The following is a 15,397-nucleotide window of genomic DNA, read 5'->3' as shown; positions in this document are numbered from 1 at the left end:
ATCCTCCGGGGAATGGCCATCGTCCTTGCCGGCATCGCAGCGCGTGCGGGTCCCTGCCAAGGACAGTGCACAGCCCTTCACCGGGCCGTCGCCGCTCCCGATCGCCGCGAAGGCCCGCGCCGGGCCTGATATCGAGCCTAGATATGTCAATCTCCGGAGGGGCAGAACGCGCGGCTGATGCTTGCGCCCCAAGACGCGGCGGATAGGCCCCTTGCCGCAGTTCCGCCCCCGGGCTCTTATCCCGGTGCCAGGGGGCGGTCCCCTCTGCTCGCCACCAAAAGGGAAGACCATGGCAGACCACCAGCTACACCGAGGGCGTTTGATCGATCACATTCAGCTTGTGGTCCGGGACCTGAATGCAAGCGAACGCTTCTACAAGGCAGTCCTGTCGGCCCTCAAGATCCCGGTCATCAGCACCGGGAACGGGTATTTCCTGGCCGATGAGCTTGTCGTGTCTTCGGCCGACAGCCCGACGGCTCTGGGGGAGTTGACAGGACGGCACCATCTTGCCTTTCAGGCGAAAGACCGGGCCATGGTGGATGCCTTCCACAGCACCGCGCTGAAGAATGGCGGACGCGATAACGGCGCGCCGGGCCTGCGGGCCTATCATCCGGACTACTATGCCGCTTTCGTGCTGGATCCGGACGGGAACAACATCGAGGCCGTTTATCAGGGCGCGGCGAAACGCAACACGCCATCCGTCGTGATCGAGTTCTAGCTTCGCCGCGCCGACGTTAGCGCCGGGGATCTTGGGTCTGATTCCAGTCCTTCGGAAAGCCCCCAGCGCCGCCCGGAACGACCGGTCACGGTCAGGCAGCCTCGAGAAGCCACTGACTTCCGCCTCGGACCCGCCTGCGGTCGTTGGCCGCATGGGGCATGGATGCCAGCCAGTGTCGGAACCGCCCCTCGCCGGCGCCTGTCTCTCGCCGCGCTGTCGGGCACGATCCCGCGATTTCGCGCCGATATCGCCGGACCGGAGCAGACGCACGGCACGGTCCTCGATCTCGGCCCGGGACAGCATCGACGCCTTTCTCGGCGCACTCTTCCTCATCCGGGCCAGCCCACGCCGTCGGCCGGGCGCGCTGTGAGGCCCCTGGTATTCCCCCGCGGGCAATGTCCCGCTTGCCGACCGGATCGCCGCCGCCACGGTCGCATCGCGCCGATCTCGTTCGCGCGTCCTGGCCTTGGGCCTCTCTGGCACCGATAAGCGGCACAGCCTGCACCCGAAGCTCGACATCCTGCGCAGGGTGGCAGGCCCGGCTGGCGGCCGCCGAGATCTCTGCCTTCGCGCGGGCAGCTTGAGACCCGGAGGGCAGGAGGAAGACCTCGCGCCGGAAACGGGAAAAGCGGTATCGGGAGTGAAGAGAGGAAAGCGACCGGCCCGCCACCGGACCCGCAGACGTTGCCTGCCGCTCGGACGGTTCCGGATGCAGGGCCGCGCCCAGGCGCGAGCGCCGTGCAAAAGAAAGAACGCAAAACGAAAGGCCGCCCCTTGCGGCGCGGCCCCGGTCTGACCCTTGCCGGGTAAAACCCGGAGGCGGCTAGATCACTTGATCTTGCCTTCCTTGTATTCGACGTGCTGACGCACGACCGGGTCGTATTTCTTGACCACCATTTTCTCGGTCATGGTGCGGGCGTTCTTCTTGGTCACGTAGAAATGGCCGGTGCCCGCGGTCGAGTTCAGGCGGATCTTGATGGTTGTCGGCTTCGCCATGTCTCATCTCCGTCGCGCGGGCGGCATTGCGCCCGTGAAGTTCTTGAAGCCCGCGTTTTAGCGATCCGCGCCCCCGAGTCAAGCGGGTTCTGGCCCTGCAAGCGCAAGCCGGCCAGCCCCCTGCCCGCGCCCCGGAGGTGCGTGGGTCAGGCCAGCACCTGCGGCAGCCGCATCGCCTTGTGGATCCGCTGGCGCGCGGCACGCCCGAGATGCAGCGCCTCGGCCAGACGATCAAGATGCGCGATCTCGGCCGGGCTGTCGAGCCTGGTCGTCACGACCGCCGCGGCATAGACCGCCGTGCGCTGATGATTACCGGTCTCGGCCGCAAGCGCCCGGATATCGATGGGCCGGGCCATCTCGGCCTCGACAAAGGCAAGCTCGTCGGCCGTGGCATCGCCCAGAACATCGAGGATCGCCGCGCGCTCGGCCGCGTCGATCTCGCCATCGGATTTCGCCGCCATCACCATCGAGCGGATCAACAGCCGCGCATTCTTCTCCATCGAGACATCGGGCGGCGCGATCTCGCCCATCGCATTCAGGATATCCCTGGCATTGACCGAACCCGCCCAGGAGGCGCCGCCCAGCGCCGCCATCAGCCCGCCGAGCCCGACCAGCGCGTGATCGCCGGTCTCGCGCGCCTTCGTGCCCAGCCATTTGGCATTGGCCTTCAGCGCCGCCGCGCCCCCCGGCACCTGCATCCGCTCCAGGAGCGGCCCGATCTGGCTGCCGATCCCGGCCCGGGTCGCGGCCGATTTCACGGAATCGGCGATTCCCGCGCCGCCGCCCATCCTCTGGAACCTCTCGAGCCCCCTGGCCGCCGCAAAGCCCACGGCAAGGGTGGCCATCGTCCTGACAAAACTCATCCGGTCCTTTGTCCCTCTGCTATCCCCTGTCCGGGGCAGCGCGCTTCCCGGCATCGAACCCTAGAGGTTTTCGGGCATTGGCCAAGGCCCAAAACCGTCCCTCCCGGCACCAGGCGGAAGGGCGGCTTGAGGAAATACAGGCAGGATATGCGCGGACGGCCTGTAAGCCGGATTCTGTCCGGGGACACGAGGCCCCCTGGATGACCATTCCTCTGGGCGTACCGTTACCGATACGCTCAAGCTGCCAACCCGGACCCCTGGGCCGAAGCCGCCCTGCAGGTCTGGCCTGCGCGGGGTCCCTATTCGGCATTGCTCCCGGTGGGGCTTGCCGTGCCGGTCCTGTTGCCAGTCCCGCGGTGGGCTCTTACCCCACCGTTTCACCCTTACCTCCGGGCGAAGCCGGAGGCGGTCTGTTCTCTGTGGCGCTTTCCCTGGGGTTTCCCCCGCCGGGCGTTACCCGGCACCGTTGCTTCGTGGAGTCCGGACTTTCCTCGAGGGCGTGCACCCCCGCGGCCATCCAGCCATCCGCGCGGGCCCGATCTAGGCGCCCGCGGAGCCGGGGTCAACGGGGAAGCGGCGGGCAAGATCGGCAATCACGGCCATATCGGCCGCGGCAAGCGGCCCCGCGGCCCAGGGCCGGAACCGCTGGCGCAGCGCGTCGAGTACATGCGCCGTCTCCCATCCGGCACCATAGCCGAAGGCCGTGGCCGCGTTGCGAAAGGCGATCTCGTCGGGCGCGGTTTCGGCAGCGGGCGCTGCCCCGGCCACGGTCGGGCCGGGCGAGGGCCAGACCGCCAGGCCCTGCCGCGCGAGCCTTCGCCAGTCGAAGCGTCGGCCCGGATCCCATTTGCGGTCGGGCGCCATGTCGGAATGCCCGATCACCCGCTCGGGCCGGATCGACCAGCGTGCAAGAATGCCGGGCAGAAGCGCCTCGAGCGCAGCCATCAGCGGTGCCGGGAACGGCCGGTCGCCCGGATTGTCGAGCTCGATGCCGATCGAGCGGGAATTGACATCCGAGACCGCGCCCCAGCACCCGGCCCCGGCATGCCAGGCGCGGTCGGCCTCGTCGACAAGCTGAAGAACCTGCCCGTCACTGGCGATGAGGTAATGCGCCGATACCCCGGCCGCCGGGTCGCAGAGCCGGTCGAGCGCCGAGGCGGCATCGGCCATTGCGGTGAAATGCAGCACGACCATGTCGGGCCGCGCCCCGCCCCGCCGCGCCCCGCAATTGGGCGAGGGCCGCCAGAGCGGCGCCACGCCCCTAGCGTTCGGCAAGCCTGAACGGCGAGGGATCCCAGTAGCAGGCGAAACCGTCGCCATCGGGATCGATCCCCAGCCGGTCGCGCTCGGGCCCGCCATTCTTGAGGAAGGCTTCCTGGGCGTGATCGTCCGAGCCGTATTTGGCGCAGCGCCGGGCCAGCGTTTCGGGCGCAACGGCACGGCCGCGCTTGTAGACCTGCTGGCCGACCGGATTGCTGGTCCGCAGAGCGTATTCGATGATGCTGGCGCCATTGCCGCCCTCGCGCTGCGGAAGCGGCTCGGGCGGGATGACGGTATATTGCTCGCGTTGCTGCTCCAGCCGCTCGCGGTCGCTAGCGATGGTCTCGCGGGCACTGACGGCGGCAAAGCTCTGCTCGTCCGAGATCCGGGCATGGCTTTCCGCCTGCGCGCCGGGCGTGGCGGTGCCGTCGACGCTCTCGACCGCCGGAATCGGCGCGCCGGTCACCTCGGTCACGACATCCTGCGAGGGCGCCGCAGTGATCGGCTGGGCCGACACCGCGCCCTGCAACACGCCTTCGCGATGGGCGCTGTAATCGGCGTAAGTGTCAAAGCCCTCTCCGGCCGCGGAATCGGGCAACTGCGTATTGCACGCAGCCAGCGCAAGAACCGCAATCGCGGAAGTCACGGCACGCATCGGGTCCATCCTGCTAATGGCGTCAATCCAAGTGATCCGGCGCGCCTTACCACCATTTCGCGGGCTTGGAAACAAATCCCGCGGCCTGCTCAAGAACATGTGCGGCATTCAGCAATTCGCCTTCGCCCCAGGGCTGGCCGATCAGCTGAAGCCCCAGCGGAAGCCCCTGGGCATCAAGCCCCGCGGGCACCGAGATCCCCGGCAGGCCGGCAAGGTTCACGGTCACGGTGAAGACGTCATTGAGATACATCGCCACCGGATCGGCATCGGCCATCTCGCCCAGACCGAAGGCCGCCGAGGGCGTGGCAGGCGTCAGGATCGCATCGACACCGCCTGCGAAAACCTCGTCGAAATCGCGCTTGATCAGCGCACGGACCTTGCGGGCGCGGTTGTAATAGGCGTCGTAGAAGCCCGCCGACAGCACATAGGTGCCAATCATCACCCGGCGCTGGACCTCCTTGCCGAAGCCTTCGGCGCGGGTCTTCTCGTACATCTCGACGATGCCGTCGCCCTGCCCGAGCTTTGCCCGGCGGCCGTAGCGCACGCCGTCATAGCGCGCGAGGTTCGACGAGGCCTCGGCCGGTGCGATCACGTAATAGGCGGGCAGCGCGTATTTGGTATGCGGCAGGCTGATCTCGACGATCGAGGCGCCCGCATCCTTCAGCATCTCGGCGCCGTCGGCCCAGAGCTTCTCGATCTCGGCGGGCATGCCCTCCATGCGGTATTCCTTCGGGATACCGATGGTCTTGCCGCGGATATTGCCGGTCAGCATCGCCTCGAAATCCGGCACCGGAATGTCGGCGCTGGTCGAATCCTTCGGGTCATGGCCCGACATCGCGCCCAGCATGATCGCCGCGTCGCGCACCGTCCGGGTCATCGGCCCGGCCTGATCGAGCGACGAGGCGAAGGCCACGATCCCCCAGCGCGAGCAGCGCCCATAGGTCGGCTTGATACCGACGATGCCGGTGAAGGCCGCGGGCTGACGGATCGAGCCGCCGGTATCGGTACCGGTCGCCGCCATGCAGAGATCGGCGGCAACGGCCGAAGCCGAGCCCCCCGAAGAGCCGCCCGGGGTCAGCTGCCGGTCGTCGATCTTCCAGGGGTTGACCGCATTGCCATAGGTGCTGGTCTCGTTCGACGAGCCCATGGCGAATTCGTCCATGTTGAGCTTGCCCAGCATGACCGCGCCCGCATCCCATAGATTCCGGGTCACGGTCGATTCATATTCGGGCCTGAAGCCGTCGAGGATCTTAGAGGCGGCCTGCGAGGCCACGCCCTTGGTGCAGAAGAGATCCTTGATGCCCAGCGGCATGCCGCAAAGCGCGGGCGCCTCGCCCGTCGCGATCCGCTTGTCGGCAGCCCTGGCCTGCTCGAGCGCGATCTCGGGGGTCTTGTGCACGAAGGCGTTCAGCGCGTCCGCGCCGTCGATTGCCGAGAGATAGGCCTCGGTCAGCGCCACCGAAGTGGTCTCGCCCTTGCGCAGCGCGTCGCGCGCATCGGCAATGGTCAGCCTGGTCAGATCGCTCATGGCGTTACTCCACCACCTTGGGAACCGCAAAGAAGCCCTCGCGCGCATCGGGCGCGTTCGACACGATCCGGTCCTGCATCTCGCCGTCGGTGACGATATCCTCGCGCCGCTTCAGCCGCATCGGCGTGACCCCGGTCATCGGTTCGACGCCGGTCACGTCGACCTCGTTCAGCTCTTCCATGAAGGTCAGGATGCCCGACAGCTCCTGCGCCAGCGCCGGCAGGTCGTCTTCCTGAACGGCGATCCGGGCGAGGTGCGCCACCCGCCGCGCGGTGTCGATGTCGATGGACATGGGGCCGCCTTTCCGTGCTCTTGAAATCCGTTCCCGCGTTTAGCCGTCTGCCGCGCATGCTGCAAGAGCGCGCCCGGTCGGCAGGCCGGCGCCCCCTGGCAATGTCGCGACCGGCCCCCAAAGCGGCGGCGCAGGAATGGCGCTTGCACTCGCGCCGGGCCTTTCTCCATAACGCAAGGCGCCGAAACGCGCGCCCAAGACATTCAAGGCAAGGACCCCGCCCATGGCCTCGACAGATTTCATCCTGACGCTCACCTGCGACGACCAGCCCGGGATCGTCGCCACCGTCGCCAATGCCGTCACCGCGCTGGGCGGGAACATCCAGGACAGCGCCCAGTTCCGCGACCCTGAAAGCAACCGCTTCTTCATGCGCGTGGCCTTCCACATCGCCGCGCCCGCCGAGGCCGAGGCCATCCGCGCCCGGCTTGCCCCCGCGATCAACGGCTATGGCATGGAGGCCGAGGTGGTCGATGCCTCCCGCCGGCCGAGGATCATCCTCATGGTGTCGAAATTCGACCATGCGCTGCTGCATATCCTCTACCAGATCCGGGTCGGCTGGATGGAGGCCGAGGTCGCCGCCGTGATCTCGAACCACGAGGACAGCCGCGCGACGGCCGAGGCCGCGGGCATCCCCTATTACTGCTGGCCGGTGACGAAGGAGACCAAGGCCGAGCAGGAGGCGAAAGTGCTCGCCCTGGTCGAGGAGACCGGCGCAGAACTGGTGGTTCTGGCGCGTTACATGCAGGTGCTCTCGGACAAGCTGAGCCGGGCGCTGGAAGGCCGGGTCATCAATATCCACCATTCCTTCCTGCCCTCCTTCAAGGGCGCCAAGCCCTATCACCAGGCCCATGAGCGCGGCGTCAAGCTGATCGGCGCGACGGCACATTTCGTGACCGCCGATCTCGACGAGGGGCCGATTATCGAGCAGGAAACCGAACGGGTGAACCATGCGCTCTCGGCCGAGGATTACGTGGCCGTCGGCCGCGACATCGAAAGCCGTGTCCTGGCCCGCGCCGTGCGGCTGTACCTGCAACGCCGGGTGCTTCTCAACGGACACAAGACCGTCGTCTTCATGCCGGGCTGAAACGGACGGGCGCAGCCGCGGACCCCGGCCCAACGCCCCCGCACGGGCCGGCGCCCCCGTCCGGCGGGGGCGTTCCGGTTTCCCCGACCTGCCTCCTGATGGGCCCGGTCCTGCCCGCGCGGGCCTCGGAGCAGCCGATCCCGAAGCGTTCCCTTTTCCGGGGCGCTCTCTTTGCGCTGGCAAATCTCGACCGCCGCGAGGCTCTGTTGCACAAAGCTCGTGGGCGATTCACCTTGTGAATCCAGCGTGATAGCTGGAGGGGATGAGCAGCCCATCCACCCCGACCTACAAGATCAAGAACTGGCGGTCCTACAACGAAGCGCTCAAGCGCCGGGGCTCGCTGACGATCTGGTTCGGTCCCGAGATGACGTGGGAGGCCGGGCCGACCGGCAAGCGCGGCCGGCAGCCCACCTACAGTGACGCGGCCATCCAGACCTGCCTGACGATGAAAGTCCTGTTTGGCATGGTCGACATTGGAGCGCCATTGGTCCGAGCGAAAATGTCGACCCGGCAGACGACAGGCTTCGTCGAGAGCCTTCTGCAGTTGAGCGGGCTGGACTGGTCGGTGCCGGATTTCAGCACGCTGTCGCGCCGCCAGAAGACCCTGAACGTGAACATTCCGTATCGGGGATCGGAGGGACCGCTGCACCTGCTGATCGACAGCACCGGCATCAAGGTCGAGGGCGAAGGGGAGTGGAATGCGCGCAAGCATGGCGGCGCCAAACGCCGCATCTGGCGCAAGGTTCACCTCGGGATCGATGAGAAAACACTGGAAATCCGGGCGGTGGAGTTCACCAGCAGCGATATCGGCGATGCCCCCATGCTGCCGGAACTGCTCGACCAGATCCCGCTCGATCAGGAGATCGACAGTGTCACCGCAGATGGTGCCTACGACACGCGCAAGTGTCACGACACCATTGCCGACCGGGGCGCCCACGCCGTCATTCCTCCGCGAAAAAATGCCAAACCCTGGAAGCCTGGCAGCGCAGGCGCGATTGCCCGCAACGAGGCGCTGCGCGCATCGAAACGCCTGGGCCGGAAGATCTGGCGGAAGTGGAGTGGCTACCATCGCAGAAGTCTGGCCGAAACCAAGATGCACTGCATGAAGCTGTTGGGCCAACGCCTGATGGCGCGGGAGCCTGACCGGCAGGTTGCCGAGCTTCAGGTTCGTGTCGCCGTCATGAACGGCTTCACTGCGCTCGGCATACCCGTGACCGAGGCCGTGGCATAAGTGTGTCCGGGAAAGGGGTAGCTCCGTCGTCAGCGGCTTTGTGCAACAGAGCCCGATCATGCCCAGAGCGCATCCTGCAGGCATTCCGTTCATATTCCCCTTTAAACTGCCCCCAAGAAATCTGACTATTTAATTAAAAATTACAGATAACTTGGCAGCTAATCTCAATAACTATGGAATACCCCACTTGCGTGAGAAGACCTCTATTTATTTCTAATAATACTGCCAAACACTCCCATCGCCACAAAATGCAAAATGGCCGCATTTTAATTCGACCTGAAACTGTGCCATTGTTTTCCCATTCTCGCGACAGGGGGCTTCCGGGGATGGATGTGATCGAGCGGATCAGAGGGTGCCGGATTTCTCTGGCGATCATTGCCATCGAGGCCGACGTTCCGGAAGACGAGATCGCTGCCGCCCTCGAAGGGACGCAGGCCCTGCGCTTTCTGCAGGAAAGCCGGATCGCGCGCTACCTCGACCGACAGAAGCCCTTGGAGAACCCCAGCTCCGGTTACCCCTGTCCCGGCCCCCGCCGAAGGCCTTGACCGGCGGCCGGATCGACCGGTCCCGATTGCGCGCCACACTGGTCTCGGCAGCACCATTCGCAGGGTACGCCATGCGCCTCCGGACATCCCCGGTCAGCCCGAGGACCGGCGCCCTATCTCATATCGGCGATAAACCTCGATCATCCATCCCAGCATCGCGGCATTCAGCACATGCCAGAGGAAATGCGTGCCAAGCGGCAAGGCCGCGCAGAGCGGCTGGTCGAGCGTACGGAACGCAAGCGAGATCGCCAGCAGGCCGACGCCGATCCCCAGCCCGGCCGCGACCCGAGGCAGGCGCCGGGCAAGCGCCAGGGCATAAAGGAGGATCAGCAACGCCACCGGCGCGTAGCCGGCCGAACTGCCGAGCCAGTCGAGGCGCGCGAAAAGCGATCCGGTCAGGGCCGCGTAGGGAATGAACAGCACCGTCAGCCCCAGCGACGGCCAGAGCCCCAGCCCCCAATAGGCGCGATTGGCCGCGAAGATATAAAGCAGGATGAAACCGAGAATCGGCGCCACATCCGCCATTGACGCCCATTCGGTCGCCAGAGTGTGAAAGAGAAAGCTGCCGATGCCGATCAGGCCCAGAACGACGGCAAGCGCCCGGGCCAATGGCAGTCCACCGCTCCGTCGCCACAGGATCACCGCCGCCAGCAGGAAGGCGGCGTTGGTCGCGGCATTCACCGGCTCGGACCAGAAGCCCGGATCGGAACGTTCGCAATAGGCGTCGATCTGTCGCGTCCAGTCCATGGGAATGCCCGCCCCGCTCTGCTACCTTTGCCGCAAATCTTGGGGCAGGTGGCCGGTGCGGCAAGGCCCACAGCAGAAGGAAACCGACCATGAAGATCGTCTGGCTGGGCCATTCCGGGTTCCGGATCGAAATCGAGGATCAGGTTCTGCTGATCGACCCGTGGCTTATGGGCAACCCGCTCTTTCCCGAGGAGAGACGGGCCGAGGCGATCGGCGGCGCCACTCATGTGCTCGTCACCCATGGCCATTTCGACCATGTTTCCGACACGATTGCGATCGCGCGGGAATTGTCGATACCGGCCGTCGGCATTTTCGACCTGATGAGCTGGTGGGAAGCCAGGGAGGGGCTCTCGGTGATCGGATTCAACAAGGGCGGGACCGTCCGGCTCGGCAATGTGTCGGTCACGATGGTCAATGCCACCCATTCCTCCTCGGTCCAGGGGCCGGAGGGGCCTGTCTATGCCGGAACCGAATCAGGTTACATGATCGCGGGCGAAGGCCATGTGATCTATGTCAGCGGCGATACCGACGTGATGGCCGACATGGAAATCTTCAACGACCTGCATGCGCCCGATATCGGACTGCTCTGCGCGGGCGGGCATTTCACCATGGACATGAAACGTGCGGCCTATGCGGCGCGGACCTTCTTCAATTTCAAGACGGTGATCCCCTGCCATTACCGGACCTTCCCGCTGCTCGAACAATCGGCGGAAGCGTTGAAACAGAACCTGCCAGGCGTCCGGGTGATCGAACCCGAGGTGCTGGCCCCGATCGAGATCTGAACCACAAGCCCCGGAGCCGGAGCCGATTTTTCGTCGAAAAATCGCGCGCGGCCCGCCTGTCGCTTCAGCGTCGTTCGGCGAAGAAGGCACGTAGCAACGCCTCGGATTCCGCCGCACCTATGCCGTCGTAGATCTCGGGGACGTGATGGCTCTGCGGATGCCGGAACACCTGCGCGCCATGCGCGACGCCGCCCGATTTCGGGTCCGCCGCCCCGTAATAGAGCCGCGCGATCCTCGCCTGTCCGATCGCAGAGGCACACATCGCACAGGGTTCGAGCGTGACATAAAGATCGAAGCCCGGCAAACGCTCGGACCCGGCGGCGGAACAGGCCGCACGCAGCGCGAGGATCTCGGCATGGGCCGTCGGATCGCGCAGCTCGCGGGTTCGATTGCCCGCCGTCGCAACGACCCGCCCATCGGCCGAGACCACCACCGCACCGACCGGCACCTCGTCGCGGCCTGCCGCGGCGCGGGCCTCGGCCAGGGCCTGGTCCATATGGCTGCGAAACGGGCTCATCGCCTTCTCTTGCCGCGCCGTCGCGCCCTGCGCAAGCCGCTTCCCCCGCCCTGCGATCCGGCGTAAACCCGGCCCCATGGACAAGACCGGACAAGAGGGCGAGCGGATCGCCAAGGTACTGGCACGGGCAGGCATCGCCTCGCGCCGCGAAGCCGAACGGATGATCGAGGCCGGACGGGTGACGGTGAACGGCCGCCGCATCGCGAGCCCCGCGCTCAATGTCGGCCCCGCCGACCGCATCGCCGTCGACGGCGCCCCCGTCGCGGCTCCTGACCGGCCGCGGCTCTGGCTCTATCACAAGCCCGCAGGGCTGGTGACCACGGCCCGCGACGAAAAGGGCCGCGAAACCGTCTTCGACAAGCTGCCCGAGGACATGCCCCGGGTGATGCCGGTCGGCCGCCTCGATCTCAATTCCGAGGGCCTGCTTCTGCTGACCAATGACGGCGCCATCAAGCGGCGGCTCGAACTGCCCTCGACCGGCTGGCTCAGGAAATACCGGGTCCGCGTCAAGGGCACGCCTGACGACGCGACACTGGCGCCGCTGCGCAAGGGGATCGTCATCGAGGGCGAGACCTTCCGGCCGATGGAGGTCACGCTCGACCGCCAGCAGGGCGCCAATGCCTGGCTGACCGTCGGTCTGCGCGAGGGCCGGAACCGCGAGATCCGCCGGACCATGGAGGCCGTCGGACTGGTCGTGAACCGGTTGATCCGGATCAGCTACGGCCCGTTCCAGCTGGGCGATCTGAAACCGGGCGAAGTCGAGGAATTGCGCGGCCGCGTGCTGCGCGACCAGCTCGGGCTCGCCGCCCCCGAGAGCGAAGCCACCGCAAAGCCGAAACCGCTGCGTCGCAAGGGACGCCCGCCGGTCGAGGCCTCCGGGCCGAAACCGGGACGCGGGCCGCGCCGCAACACGGGCCGACCGAGCCCCCTGACGGGTCCCGGAGGGCGTCCGCGCGGCAAGACCCCGCCCGACTGAATCGCGAAACCGGCCGGCACTTGCTTTTAACGGCGCTGTCGCATCCCATGTATAAGGGACGATCGTGGAGACAGAGGGGATAATGTCGAGCACTGGCTTGCAGAAACTGTCATTCTTGCTGCTCATCGCGCTGGTCCTTTACGTCACCCTGACGGGGGGCGCGTGATGGCGCATCGGTTCGGCGGCCGCTACAGCCCCGGCACGCCCGCCCCTCAGCGTTCCCCGTTCCAGGGGCGCCGTCCGGCCCGGGCGGCGGGGCGCGCCAATGCGATGTTCATCGTGCCGCTGCCACTTGTGTTAAGGGGCTTCTTCTCGGATCCGGCCGGGCTGGCGCTTTCGCTGGGGGCCTTCGGCCTTCTGATGCTTGCCGCCTGGCTGACCCGCGAGGGGCTGCGCGCCGAGGATGCCTGGGCCGCGCGCAAGATCGCCCGCCGCCCGGCAGTGCCGCGCAAGATCCTCGGCTCGGTCCTGACGGGAGCCGGGCTTTTCCTTGCCGGGATGGGCGATGCGGGGGGCGCTCCGCTGATCTTCGCGGCACTGGGCTTCGTGCTGCACAGCCTGGCTTTCGGGATCGATCCGCTTTCGGACAAGGGGATGGAGGGCATCGACAGCTTCCAGAATTCCCGCGTCGCCCGCGCCGTGGAGGAAGCCGAGAAACATCTCGCGACGATGTCCGAGGCGATCCGGCGTACGGGCGAGCGCGGCCTCGTTGCCCGGGTCGAGCATTTTCAGGCCACCGTGCGCGAGATGCTGCGCAGCGTCGAGGAAGATCCCCGCGATCTGACCGCCGCCCGCCGCTATCTGGTCGTCTACCTGATGGGCGCGCGCGACGCGACGGTCAAGTTCGCCGATCTCTATCCGCGCAGCCGCGATGCCTCGGCGCGGCAGGATTACGAGACGCTTCTGGCCGATCTCGAAACCCATTTCGCCGCCCGGACCCGGGTGTTGATGCAGGACGACCGGACCGATCTCGACGTGGAAATCGAAGTTCTGCGCGACAGGTTGCACCGTGAAGGCATCGCCCCGATGCCCGTCGCGCCCAAAACGGGAGAAACCGCATGATCTCGGACAACAGTCGCCGCATCGCAGCGCAGGATGTCGCCGAAGTTGAAAAAGTGACAGCCTCGCCCCTGCCCGAGCCGGCGCAGGACTTGGTCGCGCTCGACCGCGCAGAGCCGCCCGTCGCCGAGGCGATCCGCTCGCGCATGGTCGAGATCGACATGAGCGACAGCAATTCGATCATCGGCTTCGGCTCGGCGGCGCAATCCGAGCTGCAGACCATCAGCCAGGCGATGCTGGCCGATGTGCGCAACAAGGAGGTCGGCCCCGCAGGCGACTCGCTGCGCGAGATCGTGACCACGATCCGGGGCTTCTCGGTGTCCGAGCTCGATGTCCGCCGCGAGGCGAGCTGGTGGGAAAAGCTGATGGGCCGCACCGCGCCCTTCGCCAAATTCGTCGCGCGGTTCGAGACGATTCAGGGCCAGATCGACTCGATCACCGACCGGCTTCTGACGCATGAGCATACGTTGCTCAAGGACATCAAGTCGCTCGACAAGCTCTATGAGAAGACGCTCGATTTCTATGACGAGCTCGCGCTTTACATCGCCGCCGGCGAACAGAAGCTGACCGAGCTCGACACCAGGGACATTCCCGCCAGGGAGGCCGAGGTTGCCGCCGCGCCCGAGACCGATCAGGTGATCCGGGCGCAGGAGCTGCGCGATCTGCGTGCCGCCCGCGACGATCTCGAGCGCCGGGTGCACGACCTCAGGCTGACGCGTCAGGTGACGATGCAGTCGCTGCCCTCGATCCGGCTGGTGCAGGAAAACGACAAGTCGCTGGTCAGCAAGATCAACTCGACGCTGGTCAACACCGTGCCGCTCTGGGAAACCCAGCTGGCGCAGGCCGTCACCATCCAGCGCTCGAAGGAGGCCGCCGAAGCGGTACGCGGGGCCAATGACCTGACCAACGAGCTGCTGACCGCCAATGCCGCCAATCTGCGTCAGGCCAACAAGACCGTGCGCGAAGAAATGGAGCGCGGTGCGTTCGACATCGAGGCGGTGAAGAAGGCCAATGCCGACCTGGTCGCGACCATTCAGGAAAGCCTGACCATCGCCGACGAGGGCAAGGCCCGGCGCGCCCAGGCCGAACAGGATCTCTACAAGATGGAGGCCGAGCTGCGCGACGCGCTGGCCTCGGCCAAGTCGCGGGCGCAGGGCGCCGGCGCCGTAACGGGGGTCTGAACGCATCGTGGGGCCCAAGCTGCGCCGTCTCTTTCAGTCGGGGCTCCTTCTCGGGGTGTTGACCGGGTGTCAGCTCGCGCCCGAGCCCCCCGTTACCCGTCCGGCGGTCCGGCCCGATGCCGGGAGCCCGCCGCAGCCCTCGGCCGACAGCGAGATCCTGGCCCGGCATTACGCCCGTGTTCAGAACGACCTGCTGTCCCGCGGGCTCTTGCGCAGCGATGGCGGCGAGGCCGATGTGCCCTTCACCCGTCACACGCTGGTCGAGGATTTCATCCGGGTCGCCCTGTTCGACGAATACGTCACCCGGGGCGGAAACCTGATCGCGCGCGAGACCGAAAGCCGCCTGCGCCGCTGGGAGAAGCCGGTGCGCTTCGGTCTCGTCTTCGGCGAAACCATACCAGCCGAACAGCGCGCCACCGACCGGGCCGAAATCTCGGAATATGTGCAGCGGCTGTCCCGGCTGACCGGGCTTCCGATGTCGATGACCGCCCCCGAACAGGCCAATTTCCAGATCTTCATCGTCAACGAGGACGAACGCCGCCGCATCGGCCCCGAGCTGCGCCGCCTGATCCCCGGCATCGACATCGGCGCCGAAAGCACCATCGCGGTGATGCCACGCTCGACCTTCTGCATGGTGCTGGCCTTCTCCGAGGGCAATGCCAGCACCTATTCCAGCGCGGTCGCGGTCATCCGCGGCGAGCATCCCGACCGGTTGCGCCAATCCTGCGTGCATGAGGAACTGGCCCAGGGGCTGGGCCTGGCCAATGACAGTCCCGCCGCACGCCCCTCGATCTTCAACGATGACGAGGAATTCGCGCTGCTGACCCCGCATGACGAATTGCTGCTGAAGATCCTCTACGACCGCCGCCTCCGTCCCGGCATGCGCCCGGCCGAGGCCCGCCCCATCGTCGAGGAGATCGTTGCCGAGCTGATGGGGGGCGAGAGTTGACCTTCGGGTCGCTC

The 15,397-nt window shown here is 66.6% G+C and carries 17 protein-coding genes and 1 other RNA gene; 9 read left to right on the top strand and 9 right to left on the bottom strand.

Going from position 1 to position 15,397, the window contains the following annotated elements:
- The first annotated feature begins 289 nt into the window (after positions 1-289).
- On the top strand, positions 290-718 hold the full coding sequence (locus B5V46_RS05020; RefSeq protein WP_080615580.1) for a VOC family protein: 429 nt from the start codon (positions 290-292) through the stop codon (positions 716-718).
- Positions 719-1,546: 828 nt separating this feature from the next.
- On the opposite strand, the gene rpmG is transcribed toward B5V46_RS05020, so the two are convergent.
- The 7 genes from rpmG to gatC all read right to left on the bottom strand — a co-directional run bounded on the left by rpmG (position 1,547) and on the right by gatC (position 6,312).
- A complete protein-coding gene (gene rpmG, locus B5V46_RS05015; RefSeq protein WP_042459900.1) occupies positions 1,547-1,714 on the bottom strand; it encodes a 50S ribosomal protein L33 in 168 nt (55 codons plus the stop codon).
- A gap of 146 nt (positions 1,715-1,860) precedes the next feature.
- A complete protein-coding gene (locus B5V46_RS05010; protein ID WP_196774349.1) occupies positions 1,861-2,559 on the bottom strand; it encodes a DUF533 domain-containing protein in 699 nt (232 codons plus the stop codon).
- A gap of 165 nt (positions 2,560-2,724) precedes the next feature.
- Positions 2,725-3,106, bottom strand: an RNA gene (gene rnpB / locus B5V46_RS05005) — RNase P RNA component class A.
- An 11-nt stretch (positions 3,107-3,117) separates the two neighbouring features.
- The gene (locus B5V46_RS05000) at positions 3,118-3,771 is read right to left on the bottom strand and encodes an N-acetylmuramoyl-L-alanine amidase (protein ID WP_196774386.1); all 654 of its coding nucleotides are present in this window, start codon (positions 3,769-3,771) and stop codon (positions 3,118-3,120) included.
- Positions 3,772-3,838: 67 nt separating this feature from the next.
- Positions 3,839-4,435: a hypothetical protein gene (locus B5V46_RS04995; protein ID WP_231119237.1), complete on the bottom strand. Its 597-nt coding sequence runs from the start codon at positions 4,433-4,435 to the stop codon at positions 3,839-3,841.
- A gap of 103 nt (positions 4,436-4,538) precedes the next feature.
- Positions 4,539-6,020, bottom strand: a complete 1,482-nt coding sequence (gene gatA / locus B5V46_RS04990) for an Asp-tRNA(Asn)/Glu-tRNA(Gln) amidotransferase subunit GatA (protein ID WP_080615576.1) — start codon at positions 6,018-6,020, stop codon at positions 4,539-4,541.
- 4 nt (positions 6,021-6,024) lie between these two features.
- The gene (gene gatC, locus B5V46_RS04985) at positions 6,025-6,312 is read right to left on the bottom strand and encodes an Asp-tRNA(Asn)/Glu-tRNA(Gln) amidotransferase subunit GatC (protein WP_080615575.1); all 288 of its coding nucleotides are present in this window, start codon (positions 6,310-6,312) and stop codon (positions 6,025-6,027) included.
- Positions 6,313-6,535: 223 nt separating this feature from the next.
- On the opposite strand from gatC, the gene purU reads away from it, so the two are divergent.
- From purU to B5V46_RS04970, 3 genes are all read left to right on the top strand, one after another.
- Positions 6,536-7,396: a formyltetrahydrofolate deformylase gene (gene purU / locus B5V46_RS04980; RefSeq protein WP_080615574.1), complete on the top strand. Its 861-nt coding sequence runs from the start codon at positions 6,536-6,538 to the stop codon at positions 7,394-7,396.
- A gap of 262 nt (positions 7,397-7,658) precedes the next feature.
- Positions 7,659-8,627: an IS5 family transposase gene (locus B5V46_RS04975; RefSeq protein WP_080615573.1), complete on the top strand. Its 969-nt coding sequence runs from the start codon at positions 7,659-7,661 to the stop codon at positions 8,625-8,627.
- 326 nt (positions 8,628-8,953) lie between these two features.
- A complete protein-coding gene (locus tag B5V46_RS04970; protein ID WP_080615572.1) occupies positions 8,954-9,172 on the top strand; it encodes a hypothetical protein in 219 nt (72 codons plus the stop codon).
- Positions 9,173-9,265: 93 nt separating this feature from the next.
- On the opposite strand, the gene B5V46_RS04965 is transcribed toward B5V46_RS04970, so the two are convergent.
- The gene (locus B5V46_RS04965; RefSeq protein WP_080615571.1) at positions 9,266-9,919 is read right to left on the bottom strand and encodes a hypothetical protein; all 654 of its coding nucleotides are present in this window, start codon (positions 9,917-9,919) and stop codon (positions 9,266-9,268) included.
- Between the two features lie 89 nt (positions 9,920-10,008).
- On the opposite strand from B5V46_RS04965, the gene B5V46_RS04960 reads away from it, so the two are divergent.
- On the top strand, positions 10,009-10,701 hold the full coding sequence (locus B5V46_RS04960; RefSeq protein WP_080615570.1) for a metal-dependent hydrolase: 693 nt from the start codon (positions 10,009-10,011) through the stop codon (positions 10,699-10,701).
- Positions 10,702-10,765: 64 nt separating this feature from the next.
- Here the strand turns inward: B5V46_RS04960 and B5V46_RS04955 are convergent, their stop codons facing one another.
- Complete coding sequence (locus tag B5V46_RS04955; RefSeq protein WP_080615569.1) at positions 10,766-11,218, bottom strand: nucleoside deaminase; 453 nt, start codon at positions 11,216-11,218, stop codon at positions 10,766-10,768.
- Positions 11,219-11,294: 76 nt separating this feature from the next.
- Here B5V46_RS04955 and B5V46_RS04950 point away from each other — a divergent pair, with 76 nt between their 5' ends.
- The 4 genes from B5V46_RS04950 to B5V46_RS04935 all read left to right on the top strand — a co-directional run bounded on the left by B5V46_RS04950 (position 11,295) and on the right by B5V46_RS04935 (position 15,383).
- Positions 11,295-12,194, top strand: coding sequence for a pseudouridine synthase (locus B5V46_RS04950; protein ID WP_080615568.1), 900 nt, complete (start codon positions 11,295-11,297; stop codon positions 12,192-12,194).
- A gap of 165 nt (positions 12,195-12,359) precedes the next feature.
- Positions 12,360-13,256, top strand: coding sequence for a 5-bromo-4-chloroindolyl phosphate hydrolysis family protein (locus B5V46_RS04945; protein WP_080615567.1), 897 nt, complete (start codon positions 12,360-12,362; stop codon positions 13,254-13,256).
- Positions 13,253-14,434: a toxic anion resistance protein gene (locus B5V46_RS04940; RefSeq protein WP_155773949.1), complete on the top strand. Its 1,182-nt coding sequence runs from the start codon at positions 13,253-13,255 to the stop codon at positions 14,432-14,434. Before B5V46_RS04945 ends, B5V46_RS04940 begins: the two co-directional genes overlap by 4 nt.
- A gap of 58 nt (positions 14,435-14,492) precedes the next feature.
- Complete coding sequence (locus B5V46_RS04935; RefSeq protein WP_196774348.1) at positions 14,493-15,383, top strand: DUF2927 domain-containing protein; 891 nt, start codon at positions 14,493-14,495, stop codon at positions 15,381-15,383.
- Positions 15,384-15,397 lie beyond the last annotated feature (14 nt).

Origin of the sequence: Rhodovulum sp. MB263 (genome assembly GCF_002073975.1) — a bacterium.
In the GTDB taxonomy this organism is placed as follows: domain Bacteria; phylum Pseudomonadota; class Alphaproteobacteria; order Rhodobacterales; family Rhodobacteraceae; genus Rhodovulum.
The sequence above is the reverse complement of the archived record's forward strand: the minus strand, read 5'-3'. Positions and strand labels throughout refer to the sequence as shown.

What these genes read in the sequence shown, in the direction of transcription:
- B5V46_RS04965 (WP_080615571.1), bottom strand. Translation starts at nt 9,919, where the DNA reads ATGGACTGGACGCGACAGATCGACGCCTATTGCGAACGTTCCGATCCG.
- B5V46_RS04975 (WP_080615573.1), top strand. Translation starts at nt 7,659, where the DNA reads ATGAGCAGCCCATCCACCCCGACCTACAAGATCAAGAACTGGCGGTCC.
- B5V46_RS05020 (WP_080615580.1), top strand. Translation starts at nt 290, where the DNA reads ATGGCAGACCACCAGCTACACCGAGGGCGTTTGATCGATCACATTCAG.
- B5V46_RS04955 (WP_080615569.1), bottom strand. Translation starts at nt 11,218, where the DNA reads ATGAGCCCGTTTCGCAGCCATATGGACCAGGCCCTGGCCGAGGCCCGC.
- B5V46_RS05000 (WP_196774386.1), bottom strand. Translation starts at nt 3,771, where the DNA reads ATGGTCGTGCTGCATTTCACCGCAATGGCCGATGCCGCCTCGGCGCTC.
- B5V46_RS04940 (WP_155773949.1), top strand. Translation starts at nt 13,253, where the DNA reads ATGATCTCGGACAACAGTCGCCGCATCGCAGCGCAGGATGTCGCCGAA.
- B5V46_RS04960 (WP_080615570.1), top strand. Translation starts at nt 10,009, where the DNA reads ATGAAGATCGTCTGGCTGGGCCATTCCGGGTTCCGGATCGAAATCGAG.
- purU (WP_080615574.1), top strand. Translation starts at nt 6,536, where the DNA reads ATGGCCTCGACAGATTTCATCCTGACGCTCACCTGCGACGACCAGCCC.
- rpmG (WP_042459900.1), bottom strand. Translation starts at nt 1,714, where the DNA reads ATGGCGAAGCCGACAACCATCAAGATCCGCCTGAACTCGACCGCGGGC.
- B5V46_RS04945 (WP_080615567.1), top strand. Translation starts at nt 12,360, where the DNA reads ATGGCGCATCGGTTCGGCGGCCGCTACAGCCCCGGCACGCCCGCCCCT.
- gatA (WP_080615576.1), bottom strand. Translation starts at nt 6,020, where the DNA reads ATGAGCGATCTGACCAGGCTGACCATTGCCGATGCGCGCGACGCGCTG.
- B5V46_RS04950 (WP_080615568.1), top strand. Translation starts at nt 11,295, where the DNA reads ATGGACAAGACCGGACAAGAGGGCGAGCGGATCGCCAAGGTACTGGCA.
- B5V46_RS05010 (WP_196774349.1), bottom strand. Translation starts at nt 2,559, where the DNA reads ATGGCCACCCTTGCCGTGGGCTTTGCGGCGGCCAGGGGGCTCGAGAGG.
- B5V46_RS04970 (WP_080615572.1), top strand. Translation starts at nt 8,954, where the DNA reads ATGGATGTGATCGAGCGGATCAGAGGGTGCCGGATTTCTCTGGCGATC.
- gatC (WP_080615575.1), bottom strand. Translation starts at nt 6,312, where the DNA reads ATGTCCATCGACATCGACACCGCGCGGCGGGTGGCGCACCTCGCCCGG.